This is a genomic window from Rhodococcus antarcticus, from assembly GCF_026153295.1.
GTDB lineage: Bacteria > Actinomycetota > Actinomycetes > Mycobacteriales > Mycobacteriaceae > Rhodococcus_D > Rhodococcus_D antarcticus.
The window spans coordinates 1,502,737-1,520,987 of the sequence record NZ_CP110615.1 but is presented as its reverse complement, the minus strand read 5'-3'; the positions used below and the strand labels follow the sequence as shown (position 1 = coordinate 1,520,987).

15 protein-coding genes are annotated in these 18,251 nt (G+C 73.5%); 4 read left to right on the top strand and 11 right to left on the bottom strand.

Features of this window, described 5'->3' with window-relative positions:
* Positions 1-102: 102 nt before the first annotated feature.
* Together RHODO2019_RS07255 and RHODO2019_RS07250 are read right to left on the bottom strand one after the other, a co-directional pair.
* On the bottom strand, positions 103-1,644 hold the full coding sequence (locus RHODO2019_RS07255) for an AMP-binding protein (RefSeq protein WP_265384303.1): 1,542 nt from the start codon (positions 1,642-1,644) through the stop codon (positions 103-105).
* A 64-nt stretch (positions 1,645-1,708) separates the two neighbouring features.
* Positions 1,709-2,614, bottom strand: coding sequence for an alpha/beta hydrolase (locus tag RHODO2019_RS07250; protein ID WP_265384302.1), 906 nt, complete (start codon positions 2,612-2,614; stop codon positions 1,709-1,711).
* Between the two features lie 168 nt (positions 2,615-2,782).
* Here RHODO2019_RS07250 and RHODO2019_RS07245 point away from each other — a divergent pair, with 168 nt between their 5' ends.
* Positions 2,783-5,581 carry an aconitate hydratase gene (locus tag RHODO2019_RS07245; RefSeq protein WP_265384301.1) on the top strand — a complete coding sequence of 933 codons (2,799 nt, stop codon included), beginning with the start codon at positions 2,783-2,785 and terminating at the stop codon, positions 5,579-5,581.
* A gap of 123 nt (positions 5,582-5,704) precedes the next feature.
* On the opposite strand, the gene egtD is transcribed toward RHODO2019_RS07245, so the two are convergent.
* From egtD to egtA, 4 genes are read right to left on the bottom strand one after another with little or no spacing between them, the layout of a single operon-like run.
* Positions 5,705-6,676 (bottom strand): L-histidine N(alpha)-methyltransferase, encoded by a 972-nt coding sequence (gene egtD, locus RHODO2019_RS07240; protein WP_265384300.1) that lies wholly within the window; start codon positions 6,674-6,676, stop codon positions 5,705-5,707.
* 45 nt (positions 6,677-6,721) lie between these two features.
* Positions 6,722-7,459: an ergothioneine biosynthesis protein EgtC gene (egtC, locus tag RHODO2019_RS07235; protein WP_265384299.1), complete on the bottom strand. Its 738-nt coding sequence runs from the start codon at positions 7,457-7,459 to the stop codon at positions 6,722-6,724.
* 8 nt (positions 7,460-7,467) lie between these two features.
* A complete protein-coding gene (gene egtB / locus RHODO2019_RS07230; RefSeq protein WP_265384298.1) occupies positions 7,468-8,796 on the bottom strand; it encodes an ergothioneine biosynthesis protein EgtB in 1,329 nt (442 codons plus the stop codon).
* Positions 8,793-9,959: an ergothioneine biosynthesis glutamate--cysteine ligase EgtA gene (gene egtA, locus RHODO2019_RS07225; protein WP_435532207.1), complete on the bottom strand. Its 1,167-nt coding sequence runs from the start codon at positions 9,957-9,959 to the stop codon at positions 8,793-8,795. The genes egtB and egtA overlap by 4 nt, the downstream gene beginning before the upstream one ends.
* A 209-nt stretch (positions 9,960-10,168) precedes the next feature.
* On the opposite strand from egtA, the gene RHODO2019_RS07220 reads away from it, so the two are divergent.
* Positions 10,169-10,750 carry a TetR/AcrR family transcriptional regulator gene (locus RHODO2019_RS07220; protein ID WP_265384296.1) on the top strand — a complete coding sequence of 194 codons (582 nt, stop codon included), beginning with the start codon at positions 10,169-10,171 and terminating at the stop codon, positions 10,748-10,750.
* On the opposite strand, the gene RHODO2019_RS07215 is transcribed toward RHODO2019_RS07220, so the two are convergent.
* The 3 genes from RHODO2019_RS07215 to RHODO2019_RS07205 form a co-directional block, all read right to left on the bottom strand.
* A complete protein-coding gene (locus RHODO2019_RS07215; RefSeq protein WP_435532206.1) occupies positions 10,747-12,570 on the bottom strand; it encodes an ABC transporter ATP-binding protein in 1,824 nt (607 codons plus the stop codon). The genes RHODO2019_RS07220 and RHODO2019_RS07215 overlap by 4 nt on opposite strands.
* A gap of 104 nt (positions 12,571-12,674) precedes the next feature.
* Positions 12,675-12,887, bottom strand: coding sequence for a helix-turn-helix domain-containing protein (locus RHODO2019_RS07210; protein ID WP_265384295.1), 213 nt, complete (start codon positions 12,885-12,887; stop codon positions 12,675-12,677).
* 116 nt (positions 12,888-13,003) lie between these two features.
* Entirely contained in the window at positions 13,004-14,635 is a 1,632-nt protein-coding gene (locus RHODO2019_RS07205; RefSeq protein ID WP_265384294.1) for an ABC-F family ATP-binding cassette domain-containing protein, read from the bottom strand.
* A gap of 168 nt (positions 14,636-14,803) precedes the next feature.
* Here RHODO2019_RS07205 and RHODO2019_RS07200 point away from each other — a divergent pair, with 168 nt between their 5' ends.
* Positions 14,804-15,628 carry an SDR family oxidoreductase gene (locus RHODO2019_RS07200; protein WP_265384293.1) on the top strand — a complete coding sequence of 275 codons (825 nt, stop codon included), beginning with the start codon at positions 14,804-14,806 and terminating at the stop codon, positions 15,626-15,628.
* 33 nt (positions 15,629-15,661) lie between these two features.
* Here RHODO2019_RS07200 and RHODO2019_RS07195 read toward each other — a convergent pair whose 3' ends face one another.
* Both RHODO2019_RS07195 and RHODO2019_RS07190 read right to left on the bottom strand, forming a co-directional pair.
* On the bottom strand, positions 15,662-16,366 hold the full coding sequence (locus tag RHODO2019_RS07195; RefSeq protein ID WP_265384292.1) for an acVLRF1 family peptidyl-tRNA hydrolase: 705 nt from the start codon (positions 16,364-16,366) through the stop codon (positions 15,662-15,664).
* Positions 16,321-16,953, bottom strand: a complete 633-nt coding sequence (locus RHODO2019_RS07190) for a hypothetical protein (protein ID WP_265384291.1) — start codon at positions 16,951-16,953, stop codon at positions 16,321-16,323. The genes RHODO2019_RS07195 and RHODO2019_RS07190 overlap by 46 nt, the downstream gene beginning before the upstream one ends.
* Before the next feature lie 65 nt (positions 16,954-17,018).
* Between RHODO2019_RS07190 and RHODO2019_RS07185 the strand changes: the two genes are divergently transcribed.
* The gene (locus tag RHODO2019_RS07185) at positions 17,019-18,194 is read left to right on the top strand and encodes a lycopene cyclase family protein (RefSeq protein ID WP_265384290.1); all 1,176 of its coding nucleotides are present in this window, start codon (positions 17,019-17,021) and stop codon (positions 18,192-18,194) included.
* Positions 18,195-18,251: the final 57 nt, after the last annotated feature.

Here is an 18,251-nt window from a genome sequence, read left to right as displayed (position 1 = left end):
ACCGTCGGTAACTCTGTTACCTCGAGTCCCATCCGTCACCACGCGCGACGGCGACCGCCCCGTGGTGCAGGGACGGCCGCCGGTGGGAGCAGGGATCGAGGTCTAGCCGATCTGTCGACCGGTCTCGGCCCAGAACTGCTGGCGCAGCTTGAACTTCTGGATCTTGCCGGTGGCCGTGCGCGGGATGGCCTCGCGGAACTCCACCGACGTCGGCGCCTTGTAGCCGGCCAGCTTGGCCTTGCAGTGGGCGATGAGGTCGGCCTCGCTGACGACGGCACCGTCGGCCACCACCACCAGAGCCTTGATCGTCTCGCCCCACCTCTCGTGCGGCACCCCGATCACCGCCGCCTCGGCCACGGCCGGGTGGCTGAACAGCACGTCCTCCACCTCGATGGAGGAGACGTTCTCCCCACCGGTGATGATGACGTCCTTCTTGCGGTCGGAGATCACGAGCTCGCTGCCGTCGGGGTCGATGGTGCCGCCGTCCCCGGTGTGGAACCAGCCGTCGGCGAGCGCGTCGGCCGTCTCCTCCGGCTTCTCCCAGTAGCCCTCGAGAACGGTGTTGGACCGCACGAGCACCTCACCGGTGTCGCTGAGCGTCATCCGCGTGCCCAGCGACGGTGACCCGGCCCGGCTCAGCCGCTTGGCCCGCTCGCTGGGCGGCAGGTGGAGATCCTCCGGGCGCGTGCGGTTGAAGGTCAGCAGCGGCGAGGTCTCGGTGAGTCCGTAGATCTGCAGGAACTCCCAGCCCAGCTCCTCGATGATCCGCTGGATGGTGCGGCTGGGCGGCGGTGCGCCCGCGCAGACCACCCGGACGGTGTCCCGACCGGGGATCTCGCCCTCCCACGTCGCGGCCGCGTCGAGCACGGCGTTGTAGACCGCGGGCGCACCGCACATGAGGGTCACCCCGTGGTCGCGCACCCGGCGCAGGATCTCGGCCCCGTCGATCTTGCGGATGACCACCTGCGGCACGCCGAGGCCGGCCATGGCGAACGGCATGCCCCAGCCGTTGCAGTGGAACATCGGCAGGGTGTGCAGGAAGACGTCGCGCTCCCACGTGCGGGTGTGCATCGCGAACGTCGTCGCGTTCACCCAGGAGTTGCGGTGGGTGATCTGCACGCCCTTGGGTCGCGCCGTGGTGCCGGAGGTGTAGTTGATCGTGGCGGTGGCATCCTCGTCCGGCCGCGCCCACGGCCGTGGCTCCACGTCGAAGCGCATGAGCTCGTTCTCCGTCTGCTCTCCCAGCACGAAGCGGTGGGTGGCGGTGACGTCGGCCAGCACCTCGTCGATCTCCGGGTCCACGAGCAGCACCGTCGCGCCGCTGTTCTCCACGATGTACGCGACCTCGTCGCGGCTGAGCCGGAAGTTCACCGGCACGCAGACGCGACCGCTCGCGGGCACCGCGTAGAGCAGCTCGAGCAGGCGCGCGGAGTTGTGGCTGACCACGCAGACCCGCTCCCCCTCGGCGATCCCCAGGGCGTCGAGCCCTGCCTGCCAGGCGCGGATGCGCCGACCCAGGTCGCCGTAGGTGGTGGTGTCGACCGCGCCGGCGGGCTGCACGGGCTCGTCGATCACCGCCGTGCGGTTGGCCCACACCGCTTCAGCGCGGTAGAGGAAGTCCTGGGTGGTCAGCGCGACGCGCACGGTGCAACCTCCGGCTCAGCGGGAAAGGGCTCCCCAACCATAGTGACCGCACCCACAGCCGGCGTCAGGGGTGCAGTGCCGCCCGCAGCGCCGCCACGCACTCGTCGACCGCGGCCGTGCAGGCCGGCACGATCCCGTCGAACGCCGCGAAGCCGTGCACCAGCGGCTCGTACCGCACCTGCTGGACCGCCACCCCGTCGCGCCGGAGCAGCTCGGCGTAGGCCTCGCCGTCGTCGCGCAGGGGGTCAGCACCCGCGGTGGCCACGAAGGCCGCCGGCAGCCCGGTGAAGCTCTCCGCGGTCGCCGGAGCCGAGCGGACCGAGCCGTCGGCGGCGTACTGCGCGGCGAACCACTCCATCGCCCGCCGCGTGAGGACCGGTGCATCGGAGTTCTCGCGGACGCTGGGCCAGTCGTGGTGCCCGCTCGTCACGGGGTAGAGCAGCAGCTGGAACACCAGGTCGGGGCCACTGGTCCCCCGCGCCAGGTGGGTGAGCACCGCCGCGAGGTTGCCCCCGGCGCTGTCGCCGGCCACAGCCACCCTGGCCGGGTCCGCGCCGAGCTCGTCCGCGTGGGCGGCGGCCCAGCGCAGCGCCGCCCAGCAGTCGTCCACCGCGGCGGGGAACGGGTGCTCCGGGGCGAGCCGGTACTCCACGGAGACGACGACGGCGCCCGCGTCGCGCGCGATCCGCCGGGCCAGCCCGTCGTGCGTGTCGACGCTGCCGATGACGAACCCACCGCCGTGGACCAGCAGCACCAGCGGCAGCGGCTCCCCGGCGGACGGGCGGTACACCCGCACGGCGACGCCGTCGGCCACGACGTCGCGCACGTCCTCGACCTGCACGGTGACCGGCAGCTGGGCGACGGCCTGCGCCATCCCCGACCGCATCGTCGCGACGTCGGTGACGGCGCCGCCGATGTCGGTGGTGGGGAGCACCTCGAGCAGGGCGGCGAGCTGGGCGTCGACAGGCATGGGCCCGACCCTACGACCCGCCGCCCCGGCGTCGCCGCGTGTCGGCAGTGCCGGACCCGCCCAACAGGACAAGCGTACTGCTAGAGTTGCGGCAGGCCGCGCGGTGCCTGCGTGCGGCAGGATCGGCACCGGTCCGCAGCAGACCTCATCGACGAGTGGAGCGAAGACGTGACGAGCAAGGACTCCTTCGGCGCCCGCGGCACCCTGGAGGTCGGTGATGCCTCCTACGAGGTGTTCCGCCTCTCGGCCGTGCCCGGTGCCGAGAAGCTGCCCTACAGCCTGAAGGTGCTCACCGAGAACCTGCTGCGCAACGAGGACGGTGCGAACACCACCGCCGACCACGTGCGCGCCCTGGCGTCCTGGGACCCGGAGGCGGAGCCGGACACCGAGATCCAGTTCACCCCGGCGCGGGTGATCATGCAGGACTTCACCGGTGTGCCGTGCATCGTCGACCTGGCCACCATGCGCGAGGCGATCTCCGACCTCGGTGGCGACCCCGAGAAGGTGAACCCGCTGGCCCCGGCCGAGCTGGTCATCGACCACTCCGTGATCGCCGACGTCGCGGGCAGCCCGGACGCCTTCGAGCGCAACGTCGAGCTGGAGTACCAGCGCAACGGCGAGCGCTACCAGTTCCTGCGCTGGGGCCAGAGCGCGTTCGACGACTTCAAGGTCGTCCCGCCCGGCACCGGCATCGTCCACCAGGTGAACATCGAGCACCTGGCCCGCACGGTCATGGTGCGCGACAGCGGCGAGGGGCACCAGCAGGCCTACCCGGACACCTGCGTCGGCACCGACTCGCACACCACCATGGTCAACGGCCTCGGTGTGCTGGGCTGGGGCGTCGGCGGCATCGAGGCCGAGGCAGCCATGCTCGGCCAGCCCGTCTCCATGCTCATCCCGCGCGTGGTCGGCTTCAAGCTCACCGGTGAGATCCCGGCCGGCGTCACCGCCACCGACGTCGTCCTCACCATCACCCAGCAGCTGCGACGCCACGGCGTCGTCGGCAAGTTCGTCGAGTTCTACGGAGCGGGCGTCGCGAGCGTCCCGCTGGCCAACCGCGCCACCATCGGCAACATGAGCCCCGAGTTCGGCTCCACCGCGGCGATGTTCCCGATCGACGAGGAGACCACCCGCTACCTGCGCCTGACCGGGCGCAGCGAGTCCTCGGTGGCCCTGGTGGAGGCCTACGCCAAGGAGCAGGGCCTCTGGCACGACCCGGAGCGCGAGGCGACGTACTCGGAGTACCTCGAGCTGGACCTCTCCACCGTCGTCCCCTCGATCGCCGGCCCGAAGCGTCCGCAGGACCGCATCTCGCTGAGCGAGAGCAAGGAGAGCTTCCGCGGCACGCTGGTCGACTACGTCAGCGCCCCGGTCTCGGCGGAGCTCGCGGGCACCTTCCCGGGCAGCGACGCCGCCGGGACCGAGATCGGCGGTGCCCAGCCCGCGGGCCAGGCCCCGGTCGAGAGCCCGGAGTCGCGCGACCGCGCCCACAACCGGGTCAGCGTGACCCTCTCCGACGGCACCACCACCGAGCTCGACCACGGTGCGGTCGTCATCGCCTCGATCACCAGCTGCACCAACACGTCGAACCCCTCGGTGATGCTCGGCGCGGCCCTGCTCGCCCGCAACGCCGTCGACAAGGGCCTGGCCGTCAAGCCGTGGGTCAAGACGTCGATGGCACCGGGCTCGCAGGTCGTCACCGACTACTACGACAAGGCCGGCATGTGGCCGTACCTGGAGAAGCTGGGCTACCACCTGGTGGGCTACGGCTGCACCACGTGCATCGGCAACTCCGGGCCGCTGGCCGAGGAGATCTCCGCCGCGATCAACGAGAACGACCTGTCGGTGGCGGCGGTGCTCTCGGGCAACCGCAACTTCGAGGGCCGCATCAACCCGGACGTCAAGATGAACTACCTGGCCTCGCCGCCCCTGGTCATCGCCTACGCCCTGGCCGGGACGATGGACTTCGACTTCGAGACCGAGCCGCTGGGCCAGGACACCGACGGCAAGGACGTGTTCCTCGCCGACATCTGGCCGTCCGCGGGCGAGATCCAGGCGACGATCGAGGACGCCATCACCCAGGACATGTTCGTCAAGGACTACGCCGACGTGTTCGCGGGGGACGAGCGCTGGAGGGCGCTGCCCACCCCGGACGGCAACACCTTCGCCTGGGACAGCGAGTCCACCTACGTCCGCAAGCCCCCCTACTTCGACGGGATGGCCGCGGAGCCCGCTCCGGTGCAGGACATCTCGGGTGCCCGGGTGCTGGCCCTGCTGGGCGACTCGGTCACCACCGACCACATCTCCCCCGCCGGCGCCATCAAGGGTGGCACCCCGGCCGCGCAGTACCTCGACGAGCACGGCGTGGACCGCAAGGACTACAACTCCTTCGGCTCCCGCCGCGGCAACCACGAGGTGATGATCCGCGGGACGTTCGCCAACATCCGGCTGCGCAACCAGCTGCTGGAGGACGTTGCCGGTGGCTACACCCGCGACTTCACGGTCGACGGTGCGCCGCAGGCGTTCATCTACGACGCCGCGCAGAGCTACGCGGCGCAGGGCACCCCGCTGGTGGTGCTCGGCGGCACGGAGTACGGCTCCGGCTCCTCGCGCGACTGGGCGGCCAAGGGCACCTCGCTGCTCGGCGTCAAGGCCGTCATCGTGCAGAGCTTCGAGCGCATCCACCGCTCAAACCTCATCGGGATGGGCGTGGTGCCGCTGCAGTTCCCGGCGGGCGAGAGCGCGTCCTCGCTGGGCCTGGACGGCACGGAGACCTTCGACATCTCCGGGATCACCGAGCTGAACGAGGGCCGGACCCCGAAGACCGTGCACGTCACGGCGACGAGGGCCGACGGCGAGAAGGTCGAGTTCGAGGCGGTCGTGCGCATCGACACCCCGGGCGAGGCGGACTACTACCGCAACGGCGGCATCCTGCAGTACGTCCTGCGGAACATGGTCAGCGCCTGACCACGGAGCCGTCCGGCCCGCGCCCCCCGTCCCACCAGGGACGGGGGGCGCGGTCGTGCGGACCCACGCGGTGGTCGCGCACGCGCCCGGGGCGCGGCCCGAACGACCGGTGAGAGCCTGGGGTCAGACGGCCGTGGCCAGGAGCAGGGCGAAGCGGTCGTCGGCGTCGGTCCAGTGCGAGGTGAGCTCGAGCCCGGCCCGCTCCAGCTCCGCCGAGATCCCGTCGAGCCGGAACTTCGCCGACACCTCGGTGCGGATCTCCTCGCCCTCGGCCAGGTCCACCTCCAGGTCGAGGGAGTCCAGGCGCACGTGCATGGCTCGGCTCGCGCGCAGCCGCATCTCGATCCACTCGTCCTCGGCGTTCCACCGGGCCACGTGCTCGAAGGCCTCCGGCTCGAAGTCCGCCCCCAGCTCGCGGTTGAGCACGTGCAGCACGTTGCGGTTGAACTCCGCCGTCACCCCCGCCGCGTCGTCGTAGGCAGGCACGAGCACGGCCGGGTCGATCACCAGCCCCACCCCCAGCAGCAGGTGCTCGCCCGCCACCAGCGTCGCGCGGACGCTGGCCAGGAAGTCGGCCCGCTCGGCGGGGATGAGGTTGCCCAGCGTGCCGCCGAGGAACGCGAGCAGCCGGTGGTCGCCACCCGGCAGCTCGCCGAGGTGGCGGGTGAAGTCCCCGACCACGCCGTGCACCTGGATCTCCGGGTACTCCCGCGCGACCTCGCGGGCCGCCGCCTCGAGCGCGGACTGCGAGACGTCCTGCGGCACGTACCGCCGCAGGGTCCCCCCGTCGCGCAGGGCGTCCAGCAGCAGCCGCGTCTTCTCCGACGACCCGGAGCCGAGCTCGACCAGCGTGTCCGCCCCGGAGGCCCGGGCGATGTCGCCCGCGTGGGCCTGCAGCAGCGCCTTCTCGGTGCGGGTGGGGTAGTACTCGGGCAGCCGCGTGATGTCCTCGAACAGGTCGCTGCCCCGGGCGTCGTAGAACCACTTGGGTGCCAGCCACTTGTCGGTCGCGGTGAGGCCGTCGCGCGCGTCCTCGCGCAGCGCCACCCCGGCGTCATCGGGTGAGAGGTGGACGTCCAGCGTCGGTGCGGTCATGGCTCCTCGTTCAGGGTGGGGTTCGGGAGGTCAGGGTTCGGGAGGTCAGGGGTCGAGCGGCGTGACGGCGACGTGTCCGGGTCGGGCGGTCACCAGGCTGTGGTCGGGCACCGGTCGCCAGGCCGGGTCGTCGTCGTGCGGCTCGGACGCCACCAGCACCGCGTCCTCGGTGACGAGCACGGACAGCGAGTGGTACCAGGTGGTGGCCACGACCTGCTCGCCGTCGGTGAGGAGCAGGTTGAGCCGGGACTCCGGCGCGGAGGCCCCCACCGAACGCACCAGCTCGGCGAGCACGTCCGCCGGGTCGTCGGAGTCCAGCCTGGCCCTGACCGTCGCCCACAGCAGCGCGGAGTCGGTGGGCGCGTCGAGGGTCAGCACGTCGGTGATGGGTAGCTCGGCCGCCAGCCGGGCCAGCGAGCCGGGCCAGCCGCGCACCGTGCCGTTGTGGCTGAACGCCCAGCGGCCGTCGGTGAACGGCGCGTTGGCGGTGTGCACCACGGGCATGCCGACCGTCGCCGAGCGCACCGCCGCCAGCACGGCGCCCGAGCGGGCCGAGCCCAGCACGGCAGCCCCGGCCTCGTCGTTCCAGACCGGGCGCGCCGTCCGGTAGCGCACGGGCGCGCCGTCCACCCACCACGCGGCGCCGTAGCCGTCGGCGTTGACGGTTCCGCCGCCGCGCATGTCCCGGGGTGCCCAGCCCTGCGACTGCAGGGAGTGCGGCCCGCGGGCCAGCAGCTCGCCCACCGAGCACGGTGGACCGAGGTACGCCAGGTGACGGCACACGCGCGCGCTCAGCCCCGCTCTGCCGCGGTGAGGTCGCGCGCCGTGCGGAGTCCGGTGAAGATCTGCCGGCGCACCGGGTGGTCCCAGTTGCGGAACGTTCCCCGCGCGGCCACCTCGTCGGTGCCGAACGAGCCGCCGCGCAGCACCGCGTAGTCGCCACCGAAGAACACCTTGGAGTACTCTTCGTAGGGGAACACCTCGAACCCCGGGTGCGGGGTGAACCCGGAGTCGCACCACTCCCACACGTCCCCGGCGAGCTGGTGCACGCCCAGGGCGGACGCCCCGGCCGGGTAGGCACCCACGGGTGCCGGGCGCAGGTGCCGCTGGCCGAGGTTGGCGTGCTCCGCCGTCGGATCCTCGTCGCCCCACGGCCAGCGGCGCGAGCGCCCGGTGGCGGGGTCGTGGCGCGCGGCCTTCTCCCACTCCACCTCGGTGGGCAGCCGTCGCCCGGCCCAGCGGGCGTAGGCCTGCGCCTCGTGGAAGCAGACGTGCACCACGGGCTCGTCGTCCACCAGCGGCTCGAGCACCCCGAACGCACGACGCGACCACGCGTCACCGTCGAGCTGCCAGAACTCCGGCGCCGTGAGCCCCGCCTGCACCCGGTGCGCCCACCCGACGGTGGTCCACAGCTCGGGGCGGTCGTACCCGCCGTCGAGAAGGAACTGCAGCCAGCGGCCGTTGGTGACCGGGGCGGTGTCGATCGCGAACCCGTCGACGTTCCGGGTGTGCGCGGGCCGCTCGTTGTCCAGCGCCCACGGCTCCGTGGAGGTGCCCATCACGAACTCGCCGGCGGGGACCACCACCTCGGGCGCGAGGCGGACAACTGCGGCGGGTGGACGCGGTGCGTGCAGCACGGCGGCGCCCGCACGGAGCTGGTGGGTGGCGAGCATGGTCTCGGCGTGCTGCTGCTCGTGCTGGGCCACCATGCCGAAGGCGAACCCACCCTCCTCGAGCCGCCGCCCGGCCAGCGGGCTGCGCTCGAGCACCTCGAACACCTTGTCCCGCACCGTCCGCACGTAGTCACGGGCCTCGGTCGGGTCGAGCAGCGGCAGGGCGACCCGGCTGGCGCGGGTGTTCAGGAAGGCGTCGTACATCTGGTCGATGTCCTGGCGCACGGGGTCGCGGCCGCCCACGTCGCGGACGAGCCACAGCTCCTCCTGGTTGCCGATGTGCGCGTAGTCCCACACCAGCGGGCTCATCAGCGTGGAGTGCTGTGCGGTGAGCTCGTCGGGCTCGACCTCGATCAGCGCGGCGGTGCGCTCGCGTCCCCGGGTCAGGGTGGTCGCGACGTGCTCGCGCAGCTGCTCCGTGGTCATCCCGCCGGATGCGGTCGTCATCGGGTCTCCCCCCGCGGAGCGGCTCCCTCGGCGGTGCGGGCTGCGGCGTGCTGCACCAGCGCGGCCAGCGCGGGGTCGGCGGTGTGGTCGGCGGCCAGGGCCAGGACGGCGGCGCCGGCGGTGCGCAGCGGGTCGTCGGCGAGCCCGAGGCGCGCGGCGTCGCGCCACCGCCCGACGGTCGGCGCCACGATGGCGCGGGCGCGGTCGAGGACCGTGGGAGTGGACAGCAGCGCCTCGAGCACCGCGACCGGCACCCGCCACTGCCCGTCCGGCTGGGCGTCGAGGTAGCGCACCTCGAGGTGGCCGCAGGCCCGCACGGGCGGGAACAGGGTGCTCAGGTGGAGCTCGAGGTCGTCCACGCCGGGGCGGGCCGGCAGCACCGCATCGAGCCGACCGTCGACCCAGTCGGCGAAGGTGGCTCCGTCCGGGGCGCTCCAGGAGTCCCCGTCCGAGCGGACGCACAGCAGCGGCACGTCGAGCGCCCAGCGCGCGTACTCGGCAGCCGGGTCCCCGCCGCCGAGACCAGGACCTCGGGTTCGCCGCGGGTCGAGCTCGAGCCAGGTGCGCATCCGCTGCGACGCCCACGCCCCGGCGGGGGCGCCGCGCAGCACCGGTGAGCAGGCGAACGCGGCCACCAGCGCCGGACCTGCCTCGTGCAGCAGCGCCCACCGCGCCCGGACCTCGCCGCCCGCGCGCCCGGCGTCGACGGCGACCTGGGTGGCGGCGGTGTTGGTCATCATCAGCCGCCCGTACGGGCCGACCTGGTCGAAGAACGCCTCCATCGCGTCGTAGCGCGGCAGCTCGAGCAGGCGCCGGGGCTCGCGCCGGGGGTCCGCCGAGGCGGTCACGGGACGGAGGTTGCGCCCGGCGAGCCGGTCACCGAGCACCTCGACGTCGGCGACGAGGGCGGAGCAGAGGCTGGCGGCGTCGGGGTACGGGGAGCTGGAGAGCTCGACCTGTCCACCGGGCTCCACCGTCACGGCGCTGCCACCGGGCAGCGGGAGGGCGGGCGAGAGCGGGGAGATGCTGTGCGGGGAGTGCTCACCGAGGGCCTCCGCCAGCTCGCCCAGCGAGGGGCGGACCGACGGGTCCTCGCGGTGCGCGACGAGGAACTCGAGCTCGGCGCCGATGAGGCTCGGTGGGCCGAGCTTGAAGCACGTCATGCCGACGTGCGCCTCGGCCTCGGTGCGTCCCCGGAGAGGGACCGGGGCGTGCAGGAGACGGGTCACGGCGTTCACCTCCAGGGTCGGGAAGACTGCTGAGAACGCTACACACGACAGCCGACCGGTGCCGGTCCGTGACGGTGACGGGATGGTGACCTGCACCGGAACCGAGCCGTACGTACGGCTTGGTGGCGGCCTATGCTGACCCCGTGCCGAAGGTCAGCCAGGACCACCTCGACGCCCGTCGCCGCCAGATCCTCGACGGCGCCCGGGTGTGCTTCGCGCGCAACGGGTACGAGGGCGCCACCGTGCGGCGGATGGAGGAGGCCACCGGTCTCTCCCGCGGCGCGATCTTCCACCACTTCCGCGACAAGGACGGCCTGTTCCTGGCCCTCGCGCTGGAGGAGGCGCAGCGGATGGCCGACGTGGTCGCCGAGCAGGGGCTGGTCCAGGTGATGCGTGACCTGCTGGCCCACCCCGAGCAGCACGACTGGCTCGGCACCCGCCTGGAGGTCTCCCGCCGGCTGCGCACCGACGCCGAGTTCCGGGCGGGCTGGGCGCAGCGCTCGGCCGAGCTCACCGCCGCGACGCTCGCCCGGCTCGCCCGCCAGCGCGAGGCCGGCAAGCTGCGCGACGACGTCGACCCCGCCGTGCTGGCCGCCTATCTCGAGCTGGTCCTCGACGGCCTCGTCGCGCACCTCGCGATGGGGTTGCCCACCGCGCACCTCTCCCCCGTGCTGGACCTCGTCGAGGACAGCGTGCGACGGCGCTCCCAGCCCGCCGGCTCCTAGCCCGTCGTCTCGAACACGCCCTCGTACAGCTCGGCGTACCGGCCGCGCGCCGCCAGCAGCTCGTCGTGGTCACCGCGCTCGACGATGCGCCCGTCCTCGACGACGCAGATGACGTCCGCGTCGCGGATCGTGGTGAGGCGGTGGGCGATGACGATGGCCGTGCGCCCCTCCAGGGCGGCCGTCAGCGCCTCCTGCACGGCGTGCTCGGACTCGGAGTCCAGGTGCGCCGTGGCCTCGTCGAGCACCACCACCCGGGGCTGGGCGAGCAGCAGCCGGGCGATGGTGAGCCGCTGGCGCTCCCCGCCGGAGAGCCGGTAGCCGCGCTCACCGACCAGCGTCGCCATGCCGTCGGGCAACGAGCGGACCAGGGGCTCCAGCCGCGCCCGGCGCAGCGCGCTCCACAGCTGCTCGTCGGTGGCGTCCGGGTCGGCGTAGCGGAGGTTGGCCTCCAGGGTGTCGTGGAACAGGTGCCCGTCCTGGGTGACCACGCCAACGGCGGAGCGCAGCGAGTCGAACCCGACGTCACGCACGTCCACCCCGCCGAGCAGCACGGCCCCGGAGTCGACGTCGTACAGCCGGGCCAGCAGCGAGGCGAGCGTCGACTTGCCCGCCCCCGACGAGCCCACCAGCGCCACGAGCTGGCCGGGCTGCGCCACCAGGGAGATGCCGTGCAGCACCTCCTCGCCGCCACGGGTGTCCAGCACGCTGACCTCCTCCAGCGAGGCGAGCGAGACCGAGGAGGCCGACGGGTAGGAGAAGCGCACGTCGCGCAGCTCGACCGAGAGCGGGCCGGCCGGCACGTCGACGGCGTCTGGCTTCTCGGTGATGGTGGGCGCCAGGTCGAGCACCTCGAACACGCGCTCGAAGCTCACCAGCGCCGTCATGACGTCCACCCGCGCGCTGGCCAGCGCGGTGAGCGGGCCGTAGAGCCGGGTGAGCAGCAGCGCCAGGCTGACCACGGCACCGGCCTGGATCTGCCCGGTGTAGGCGAGGTAGCCGCCGAGCCCGTAGACCAGGGCCTGGGCCAGCGCCGAGACCAGCGTGAGGGCGGTGAGGAAGACCCGGGTGGCCATGGCGGTCCGCACCCCGATGTCGCGCACGCGGGCGGCTCGGGCGGAGAACTCGCGCTCCTCGACGTCGGGCCGCCCGAACAGCTTCACCAGGGTGGCGCCCGGGGCGGAGAACCGCTCCGTCATCTGCGTGACCATGCCGGCGTTGAGCCCGGACGCCTCGCGCTGCAGGTCGGCCATCCGGGACCCGACGCGGCGGGCCGGGATGACGAAGACGGGGAGCAGCACGAGCGAGAGGATCGTGACCTGCCAGGACAGGGTGGCCATGACGACAGCCGTGAGCACCAGCTGGATGACGTTGGTGACCAGCCCGGACAGCGTGGACGTGAAGGCGCGCTGGGCACCGATGACGTCGTTGTTCAGCCGCGAGACCAGCGCTCCGGTGCGGGTGCGGGTGAAGAAGGCGACGGGCATCCGCTGCACGTGGGTGAACACCGCGCGGCGCAGGTCGAGGATGAGCCCCTCACCGATCCGGGAGGCCTGCCACCTCTCGGCCAGCGAGAGCCCGGCGTCGATGACGGAGAGACCGGCGATGACGAGTGCGACGACGACGACGGTGCGCAGCCCGCTGCGGTTGATGACGGCGTCGATGACGCGGCCGGCCAGCAGGGGGGTGAGCACCGCGATGACCGCCGAGGCGACGGTCACGACGAGCAGCGCGGTCAGCGAGCGGCGGTGCGGGCTGGCGAAGTCCCAGACCCGGCGCACCGTCTCCCGACCGATCTTCTGGCGCGGCTCGTTGGCGAGCATCGCTCCACGCATCAGCATCCAGCCGTTGTCCACGGCCGCAGTGTGCCCTCAGGTGGGCCCGCCCGCGCAGGTGAGGACAGCCTCACCCCGCGGTGGGCCCGAGGTCAGGAGGCCTTCTTGGCCCCGCGGGTGGCGCCGCCGCGCCCGCGCAGCGGCACGTCGGACTCGCTCAGGACGCGGTGGACGAAGCCGTAGGACCGACCCGTGGATTCGGCGAGGGCCCGGATGCTGGCGCCCTTCTCGTACTTGCTGCGGAGGTCGCTGGCGAGCTCGGTCCGGGTGTCGCCGGTGATCCTGGTGCCCTTGGTCAGTTCCATGCGGAGCTCCTCTGCGAGACGACGGGTGCGACCGGTGCTTCTGGTCGGTCAACGAGCCTTCGACGGAGGGGGCGCGGTCGGTTCGATCATGACGGGTGCTTGACCGGTCAAGCAGGTCAGGCGAGCTGCACGATCTCGATGTAGTCGGCCGACCAGTGGTCCTCGTTGCCGTCCGGCAGCAGGATCACGCGCTCGGGCTCGAGGGCCTCCACCGCGCCCGGGTCGTGGGTGACGAGCACCACGGCCCCGGCGTAGCTGCGCAGCGCGTCGAGGACCTGCTCCCGCGAGACGGGGTCGAGGTTGTTGGTGGGCTCGTCGAGCAGCAGGACGTTGGCGGCCGAGGACACCAGACCAGCCAGCGCCAGTCGGGTCTTCTCGCCCCCGGAGAGGGTGCCGGCAGGCTGGTCGAGCTGGTCGCCGGTGAACAGGAAGGCACCGAGCAGGCTGCGCAGCTGCTGGTCGCCGCCGTCGGGCGCAGCGTGCCGGATGTTCTCCCACACCGTGGCGCTGTGGTCGAGGGTCTCGTGCTCCTGGGCGAAGTAGCCGAGCTTGAGCCCGTGCCCCGGGACCAGCCGACCGCTGTCGGGCTTCTCGGTGCCGGCCAGCAGGCGCAGCAGCGTGGTCTTGCCGGCGCCGTTGAAGCCGAGCACCACCACGCGGCTGCCCTTGTCGATGGCCAGGTCCACCCCGCTGAAGATCTCGAGGGAGCCGTAGACCTTGGTGAGGCCCTCGGCCATGAGCGGGGTCTTGCCGCAGGGTGCCGGTTCCGGGAAGCGGATGCGGGCGACCTTGTCGCTGACCCGCACCTCGTCGAGCCCGGCGAGCAGCTTGTCGGCCCGCTTGGCCATGTTCTGCGCGGCCACGGCCTTGGTGGCCTTGGCGCCCATCTTGGCGGCCTGGGCCTTCAGCACGCCCGCCTTCTTCTCGGCGTTCGCCCGCTCGCGGCGGCGACGCTGCTCGTCGGTCGACCGTGCGTCGAGGTAGCGCTTCCACGTCATGTTGTAGACGTCGACCTCGCCCCGGACCGCGTCGAGGAACCACACCCGGTTGACGACGTCGGCCAGCAGGTCCACGTCGTGGCTGATCACCACGAGGCCGCCCTCGTGGGTCTGCAGGAACCCCCGCAGCCAGGTGATGGAGTCCGCGTCGAGGTGGTTGGTCGGCTCGTCGAGCAGCAGCATGGTGCCGGAGCGGCCGCCGCTTCCGTCGGAGGCGGCGAACAGGATGCGACCGAGCTCGACGCGGCGGCGCTGCCCGCCGGAGAGCGTCTGCAGCTGCTGGGCGAGCACCCGGTCGTCGAGGCCGAGGTTGTTGCAGATGCGGGCCGCCTCGCTCTCCGCGGAGTACCCGCCGAGGTTGGAGAACTCGTCCTCGAGCACGCCGTAGCGGCGCACGGCCCTGTCCTGCTCGGCCGCGCCCACCACCTCGGCCATCACGACCTGCTGCTTCTCCATGTCCCGCAGCAGCACGTCCAGCCCGCGGGCCGAGAGCACCCGGTCCTTGGCACTGATGGTGAGGTCGCCCTCGCGCGGGTCCTGCGGCAGGTACCCCAGCTCGCCCGACCGCAGGATGGCCCCGGCGTACGGCTCACCCTCGCCGGCGAGCACCCTCATGGTCGTCGTCTTGCCGGCACCGTTGCGTCCCACCAGCCCGATCCGGTCGCCCGCCTGGATGCGCAGCGCCGGTCCGGGTGCGGACACCAGGGTCCGGGCGCCGGCGCGCAGCTCGAGGTCGGTCGCGGTGATCACGGCGGTGCTCCCAGCAGGTTCGCGGACTCCCCCTGCGCTGCGGTGCGCCCGGGCGGCGGCAGGAGGTTCCTGCGCGGTCCAGGTGTCGAGTCTACCGTCGACCGGCGCCGCACCCCGCCGAGCGATCCCCGTCACACGTGCGGCGCGGGGCTCGGTACCGTCCCCGGCATGAGCACCCCTGACTCCGCCCCGCGCGACGCCGCCGCCCCGCGCGACCTCACCGCCCTGCACGATCTCACCGGCCGCGTGGCGATCGTCACCGGCGCGAGCCGCGGCATCGGCCTGGCGATCGCGGCCGAGCTGCTGTCCCGCGGCGCCAGCGTGACCATCTCCGCGCGCAAGCAGCCCGAGCTGGAGGCGGCCGCGGCCGAGCTCGCCGCCGGGGCCGGCGGTGCCACCGACCGGGTGCTCGCCGTGGCCGGGAACGCCGGGGACGCCGCGTCCCGCCACGACGTGGTCCACCGGACGCTGGCCACGTTCGGTGCCGTCGACATCCTGGTCAACAACACGGGGATCAACCCGGTCTACGGCCCGCTGATGGACGCCGACCTCGACGGTGTCCGCAAGATCTTCGACGTCAACGTGGTGGCGGCCCTGGGCTTCGTGCAGGAGGCCTACAAGGCCTGGATGGGTGAGCACGGTGGCGCGGTCGTGAACCTGGCCAGCGTCGCGGGCATCCGCTCCTCGGGCGTCATCTCCGCCTACGGAGCGTCGAAGGCGGCCCTGATCCGGCTGACCGAGGAGCTGGCGTGGCAGCTCGGGCCGTCGATCCGGGTGAACGCCGTGGCCCCGGCCGTGGTGAAGACCCGCTTCGCCGAGGCGCTCTACAGCGCGGACGAGGAGGCGACGGCCCGGCCGTACCCGATGAAGCGCCTCGGCGCCCCCGAGGACGTGGCCCAGCTGGTGGGCTTCCTCGTCTCCGACGCCGCGTCCTGGATCACCGGCGACTGCGTGCGCGTGGACGGCGGGATCCTCTCCACCGGCGGCCTCTAGCGCCTTCAGCCGCGGAGCAGAACCCCGGCGTGCTCAGCCGCGCAGCAGCACCTCCAGGCAGTGCGCGCGTGCGGCGGCCAGGTCGAGGGTGACCCGTCGGGGCTCCCCCACGTCGAGCCACCGCGGGCTGAGCAGCGGCGCCAGCCCGGCGAGCCGGGGATCGGCGAGCACCGTCGCCACGCTCGCCCGGTCACCGCCGGTGACCAGCACGTCGAGCTCCGCATCCCGCAGTGCCCGCACCGCCGTCTCCGTGGCCTGCTCCAGGGCCGAACGGGTCTGCCCGGCCCGTCGGCGGGCGAAGCGCTGCTGGGACCAGCCACCCGCCGCGCTGCGGCCCTGGACGTGTCGGTGGTCGGTGGAGCTGGTGAGCACGGCACCGTCCACGGCAACCCCGGCGGTGTGCCCGCCCGCTCGTACCAGCAGCAGGCCCACGCGCCACGGGCGGGCGAGGTGGTCGACGAGCTCGTCGAGGTGCAGGCCCTCGTGCTCGGCCGGGTCCAGGCCACCCACGACGGGGACCAGCTCCGCGGTCGAGCCATCGGCGGTGGTCAGCAGCACGAAGCCGGATCGCACCAGCGTGCCGACCACCGGGCCGTGGCGCTGGACCACCCCGGCGCAGAAGCGCTCCAGTCGACCGGGCTCCACCTCCACGGCGCGACCGCCGCCGGCCAGCTCGCGGCCCCGGGCCACGGTCAGGCCCGGTCCGGTGGCACGGAGGACGGGGCGACGGCCGCCCACACCGCACAGCTCGTGCCTGCCTCCGCGGCGGGCAGTCGCTGGGCGCCCTGGAAACCGGCCGTGACCAGCTCCGTGCGCAGCGTCGCCCCGGTGGGCACCTCGAACCAGGTGGTGACCCCCGCCTGGACGGACCACTGATCGTCCGTGCGCTGCAGGTCGAGCACGTGGCAGGAGTAGCTGCGCGACCCGCCCGCCGTGAAGTCCCACACCCCGACCGGACCGGCCGAACCGTCGACGCCGAGCTGCACGGCGACCGGGGCCACCGCGTGCAGGGCCTTCAGCTCCGCCGGCTCGGGGGCGGGCAGCAGGACCAGGCCACCGGCCCGCAGCCGGGCCCGGGCCGCACGCAGGGCTGCCCCGAGCTCGCCGGCGCGGTGCAGCCGGGAGACGTCGTCCGGACCGGACCACACCACGTCGACGGGACCCTGGTCGACCTCGGACGGGTCCTGGCCCACGTCGAGCAGGAACAGCTCGCGGCGCGGGCTCGAGCCCAGCACCGCATCGGCCACCGCCGACAGTCCGGCGTGGGCGTCACCGCGCAGGAGCACACCCTCACCGGCGCTGGGACGCTGCGGCGAGGTGGGCACGGGCCCACAGTAGGGCCGCTCCCCCTCACGGAGCCCCTCCGGCTGCCCCGTGGTGGGATCACCCGATGACGACCTGGGCCGACGTGGTCGTGCTCGGGCTCGGCCCCGCCGGGCGGGCGACCACCGCGTCCTGCGTCCGCGCCGGCCTCGACGTGCTGGCCCTCGACCCCGCTCCCCACCGGCGGTGGACGGCCACCTACGGAGCGTGGTCCGACGAGCTCGCGCCGGGGCTCCCGGCCGCGGTGCGTCTCGAGCGCCCGGTGGCGTGGACGACCCGTCGTCACGAGCTGGGTCGGGCCTACACGGTGCTGGACACCGCGGCGCTGCAGGACGGGCTGGACCTGGCGGGTGCGCGGGTTCGCGCAGGGCGGGCCGTTCGGGTGCAGCGCACCGACGGGGCCCGACGGGTGGAGTGCGCCGACGGCGAGGTCCTGCGGGCCCGGCTGGTGCTCGACGCGCGGGGAGCGCCCGTGGCGGGGCGGGCGCAGCAGACGGCACACGGAGTCGTGGTGGACGCCGGCCGCGCCGAGCGCCTGCTCGACGGGGCCGAGGCACTGTTCATGGACTGGCGCCCCGCCGACGACCCACGGGCCGCGCCCAGCTTCCTCTACGCGCTGCCTCTGGGCGGTGACCGGGTCCTGCTGGAGGAGACCTGCCTGGCGGGGCGCCCCGCTCTCGGCACCGGTGAGCTGCGCCGGCGCCTGGAGGTCCGGCTGGCCCGGCACGACGTGGAGCTCCGCGGCGACGAACCGGTGGAGCGGGTCCGCTTCGCCCTGGACACCCCGCTGCCGCGCGCCGAGTGGCTCGGCGGAGCTCCGACGGCGCCGCGGCTCGGAGCGGCTGCCCCGCTGGTGCACCCCGCCACCGGCTACAGCGTGGCGGCGTCGTTGCGGCTGGCCCCCGAGATCGCCGCGGCCGCACGGGAGGACGACCCCGCGCGGGCGGTGCAGGACGTGCTGTGGCCCGCCGGTGCCCGGGTGGTGCACGGCTTGCGACGACGGGGCCTCGAGGTCCTGCTGGGTCTGGCCCCGGAGCAGGTGCCGCAGTTCTTCGCCGCGTTCCTCGACCTGCCCGCGCACCACCAGCGGTCCTACCTCAGCGACCGCGCCCACCCGGGCCGCACCGCGGCGGCGATGACCGCGCTGCTGCCGCACCTCTCGGGGCCGCTGCGCACCGCGCTGCTGACCCGAGCCGTGGGGGTCGGGACCCGCGCGACGCCGCGCGCTCCCGGCGGGAGCTGAGCCGAGGTCGCGTCAGGTGGACGACCACGGGTGCGCGGGACGTCGGGCCACCGAGGT

Excerpts from the sequence above, each read along its gene's own strand:
- RHODO2019_RS07250 (WP_265384302.1), bottom strand. The coding sequence starts at position 2,614 with ATGCCTGTCGACGCCCAGCTCGCCGCCCTGCTCGAGGTGCTCCCCACC.
- egtD (WP_265384300.1), bottom strand. The coding sequence starts at position 6,676 with ATGACCGCACCGACGCTGGACGTCCACCTCTCACCCGATGACGCCGGG.
- egtB (WP_265384298.1), bottom strand. The coding sequence starts at position 8,796 with ATGACGACCGCATCCGGCGGGATGACCACGGAGCAGCTGCGCGAGCAC.
- egtA (WP_435532207.1), bottom strand. The coding sequence starts at position 9,959 with ATGACGTGCTTCAAGCTCGGCCCACCGAGCCTCATCGGCGCCGAGCTC.
- RHODO2019_RS07215 (WP_435532206.1), bottom strand. The coding sequence starts at position 12,570 with ATGCTCGCCAACGAGCCGCGCCAGAAGATCGGTCGGGAGACGGTGCGC.
- RHODO2019_RS07210 (WP_265384295.1), bottom strand. The coding sequence starts at position 12,887 with ATGGAACTGACCAAGGGCACCAGGATCACCGGCGACACCCGGACCGAG.
- RHODO2019_RS07200 (WP_265384293.1), top strand. The coding sequence starts at position 14,804 with ATGAGCACCCCTGACTCCGCCCCGCGCGACGCCGCCGCCCCGCGCGAC.
- RHODO2019_RS07185 (WP_265384290.1), top strand. The coding sequence starts at position 17,019 with ATGACGACCTGGGCCGACGTGGTCGTGCTCGGGCTCGGCCCCGCCGGG.